At 57.7% G+C, this 3,070-nt stretch carries 4 protein-coding genes and 1 pseudogene; 4 read left to right on the forward strand and 1 reads right to left on the reverse strand.

The window, feature by feature from the left end:
• The 4 genes from cbiT to HX873_RS27145 all read left to right on the forward strand — a co-directional run.
• Positions 1 to 897 (forward strand): precorrin-6Y C5,15-methyltransferase (decarboxylating) subunit CbiT (gene cbiT, locus HX873_RS27130; RefSeq protein WP_256349673.1); only part of this gene is annotated, 897 nt, incomplete at its 5' end.
• Entirely contained in the window at positions 894 to 1,619 is a 726-nt protein-coding gene (locus tag HX873_RS27135; RefSeq protein ID WP_008439030.1) for a cobalt-precorrin-6A reductase, read from the forward strand. The genes cbiT and HX873_RS27135, both read left to right, overlap by 4 nt.
• A gap of 125 nt (positions 1,620 to 1,744) precedes the next feature.
• On the forward strand, positions 1,745 to 2,023 hold the full coding sequence (locus tag HX873_RS27140; RefSeq protein ID WP_102606172.1) for a hypothetical protein: 279 nt from the start codon (positions 1,745 to 1,747) through the stop codon (positions 2,021 to 2,023).
• Positions 2,020 to 2,508 carry a PIN domain-containing protein gene (locus HX873_RS27145; protein ID WP_003217347.1) on the forward strand — a complete coding sequence of 163 codons (489 nt, stop codon included), beginning with the start codon at positions 2,020 to 2,022 and terminating at the stop codon, positions 2,506 to 2,508. The genes HX873_RS27140 and HX873_RS27145 overlap by 4 nt, the downstream gene beginning before the upstream one ends.
• 58 nt (positions 2,509 to 2,566) lie before the next feature.
• Here the strand turns inward: HX873_RS27145 and HX873_RS27150 are convergent.
• Positions 2,567 to 2,807: pseudogene (locus HX873_RS27150) on the reverse strand (DUF6124 family protein).
• Positions 2,808 to 3,070: the final 263 nt, after the last annotated feature.

The following is a 3,070-nucleotide window of genomic DNA, read 5'->3' on the forward strand; positions in this document are numbered from 1 at the left end:
TCCGTGTCCCTGGCGGCGGCGCGTCTGGGCTGGCCGTTGCAAGAGGTAGTGACGCTGTCGGTGGTTGCCCGGCCGATGGCGGCGCTGAATGCGCATCTGGCCAGCGGCGTGCGTTTGCTGGTGCTGAGCAATGACGGCCAGAGCCCGGCGGCGATTGCCACACAATTGGCCGAGCGCGGGTTTGGCGCAAGTCGCCTGAGTGTGTTTGAACACCTCGGCGGGCCGGATGAGCGGCGCATCGACGGCATCGCCCGGGATTGGCCTGGCGAACCGATTGCCGCGTTGAATCTGCTGGCCATCGACTGCGTGGCCGACGCCAACACAGCGCGCCTGTCACGCCTGGCAGGGCTGCCGGACTCGGCCTTCAGGCACGACGGCCAACTGACCAAGCGCGACGTGCGCGCCATGACCCTCGCCCGCCTCGCGCCGATGCCCGGCGAACTGCTGTGGGACGTGGGCGCGGGCAGCGGCTCCATCGGGATCGAATGGATGCGCGCCCACCCCAGCTGCCGCGCCCTGGCCATCGAGGCCGATGAAGGCCGGCAACTGTTGATCGAACATAACCGTGATGCACTCGGCGTCCCAGGCCTGCAGTTGATTCGCGGCACCGCGCCCCACGCACTCGCTGGCCTGGAAGCGCCCGACGCCATCTTCATCGGCGGCGGCGTCACCCGCGACGGCGTGCTCGACACTTGCTGGCAACACCTGCGCCCGGGCGGCCGGCTGGTGGCCAACGCCGTGACCCTGCAAAGTGAAATGACCCTGATGGCCTGGCGCGAACAACACGGCGGCGAGCTGACCCGCATTCATGTGGCCCAGGCCCAGCCACTGGGGGGCTTTGATACCTGGCGCCAGGCGCTGCCGATCACCCTGCTGGAAGTGATCAAGCCGCTATGAAACGCATCCTGCTGTTGGGCGGCGTGACGGAAGCCCTGGCCATCGCCCGCACACTGGGGCCCGAGCATATCTACAGCCTGGCGGGTGTTGGCCGCGTTCCCACCGACCTTACGTGCCAGGTGCGCGTCGGTGGCTATGGCGGCGCGGAAGGTTTGGCGCAGTTCATTCGCGATGAAGGTATCGAGCTGGTGCTGGACGCGACCCATCCGTATGCCGCACAGATCAGCGCCAATGCCGCCCGTGCTGCGGGTGTGTGTGGCATTCCCTGCTGGGCCCTGCGCCGCCCGGCGTGGCAGCCACAGGCGGATGATGACTGGCGCGAAGTCGGTGACTGGGCGGAGTTGATTGAAGCTCTGAAACCCTTCAAGCGACCACTGTTCACGCTGGGCCGTGAACCGTTACAACACCTCGACGAAATCCCCGCCGAGCAGTTCTGGACACTGCGCGCACTGGATGTGTACCCCGGCAATGAACGCTGCGAAGTGATTGGCGCCCGTGGGCCGTTTTTGATCGAGGATGAACGGGCGCTGTTTGAGCGGCGGCAGATTGATGTGCTGATCAGCAAGAACAGCGGCAGTACGGCTACCGAGCCGAAGCTGGAAGTGGCACGGGAGCGGGGGGTGCCGGTGTTGGTGTTGAGGCGGCCGGTGTTGGTGGCGGTGGATCAGGAGCTTTTGTCGCCCGCAGAAACAATCGAGTTATTGGCAGATTTCATTCGATAGATCAGGATCATCGCCCACCTCTATCAACTCTATTTGTGACTAAAGGGACGGCGATGAATCCACAACATGAACTGCTACACTCCAGAAACAGTTCAAGCCAGACTCAATTCTATTCAGGAGCTGACATGATAGACGTCAAAGAAGCCGTGCAAGTTGCCAAGGCAGCAGCCAATGACTTTCTCGGCCAGGAAACAGTGCTTCAGGACTTGATGCTTGAGGAAGTCGAGTTAAACCCAGGCGACAAAACGTGGGCAATAACACTTGGCTTCAATGTTCCAGCCCCTGATAAATATCAACGATTAGGCGCATCTTTAGCGGGACAAATGTACGCAAGAAAATATAAAATATTCTTCATTGACTCGGAGACTGGCGAGTTCCGCTCCATGAAGATCCGCGAAGTATGATCGAAACATATATCCGGCAATATCGAAGAAAAGGAATCATAGTCGACACTAACCTTCTGCTCTTGGCACTGATCGGAGGCACACCCAGTATTGCAGGCTTCAAAAGAACAAGCGGGTACACCGCCAAAGATTACAAACTTCTGCTTAACGTGATTGATCAATTCGAAAAGCTTATTTCAACTCCTCATATACTTGCGGAAGTCAGCAACCTTACAAACGGGCTTTATGGGAGCAAGCTACACGACTTCTACGCAACATTAAAAAAATCATTATCGACAGTCATTGAGATTCACTGCCCTGCTCTTGATATAAGTTGCGATTATGAGCTGTCGCCCTACGGACTTACCGACGTCGGTATTATCTGTGCAGCCAAAGATAATTATCTAGTTTTGACAGATGACCTAAGAGTCGCTGGATTTGCTCATCAGCACAGCGTAGATGTCGTGAACTTTAATCACATACGGGAAGCAAGCTGGGACGTTTAAAGGCGTCTCACGGGATCATTCCCACACATCAGCGCAGGAACGATCGATCATCGAAGTGTTAAATGCGTTTTTCGCCACCTTCGTGCACCCGATCAGCCAGTAACTCCGCCAGCTCGATCAACTGAGCGACGCCCCAACAACTCCTCTCGCTTCGATCCTTCCAGGCTAAACGCCAAGTCGCAACTCAGCGCATTGGCCGAGACGAGTGTTTCAATGAGGTTGACCAACAGGTCTTCGGTGCTGATTCCGTCGGCTACGGTGAACAGCCGAAAGGGGGGATTGGGGGTAGGTTTAATCATTGTGAAGCTCCTAAGGGATGTGGNNATACCCGAAGGTATCCCGCGCACAGCCACCGTAGCGCCGCACAGTAGACGATAAAAAAGCGTCAACTGAAAGCAGACGATGGCGCTTAGCGCCTATAGGATCCGGGCCGCGACGCCCGACCACTGAGTTTGCAGTGGTGTTCGGAGACTAGAGATTGAGTTTCCCAAGGACAACCGCCAATCACTGTCGGAAATTTCTGTGGAGGGCCTCCACATTCGAATCGAACACAATCCAAACT

The organism is Pseudomonas sp. P7758, assembly GCF_013386485.1.
Taxonomy (GTDB): domain Bacteria; phylum Pseudomonadota; class Gammaproteobacteria; order Pseudomonadales; family Pseudomonadaceae; genus Aquipseudomonas.